Source organism: Halomonas sp. HP20-15, from assembly GCF_033446685.1.
In the GTDB taxonomy this organism is placed as follows: domain Bacteria; phylum Pseudomonadota; class Gammaproteobacteria; order Pseudomonadales; family Halomonadaceae; genus Modicisalibacter.
On record NZ_JAWQLY010000045.1, the window covers coordinates 1 to 279 of the forward strand.

Consider the following 279-nt stretch of genomic DNA (forward strand, 5'->3'; position numbering starts at 1 on the left):
CGCGGGCGTCCTCGTCGCGGACCTGTTCGATGATGGGGTCGCTCACGGTTCACTCCTCGCGAATCGGTAACGAGCCCCCGGCCGGGGGGCGGGAGGCTCGTCGTGCCCGGCGGACGCCGGGCCTTGGGTAGGAAAGCCTTACTCGGCCGAAACCGGCTGCAGGCGCTCGGGAATCTCCAGGCCCTGCTCCTTGAAGTAGCGCGCCGCGCCTTCGTGCAGCGGCATCGGCAAGCCGGCGATGGCCTTTTCCAGCGCCATGGCCTTGGTCGCCGGATGGAT

At 69.5% G+C, this 279-nt stretch carries 1 protein-coding gene; it reads right to left on the reverse strand.

Going from position 1 to position 279, the window contains the following annotated elements:
* Positions 1-138: 138 nt before the first annotated feature.
* A partial coding sequence (locus tag R6258_RS18795; RefSeq protein ID WP_318453475.1) for a TAXI family TRAP transporter solute-binding subunit occupies positions 139-279 on the reverse strand: 141 nt, incomplete at its 5' end.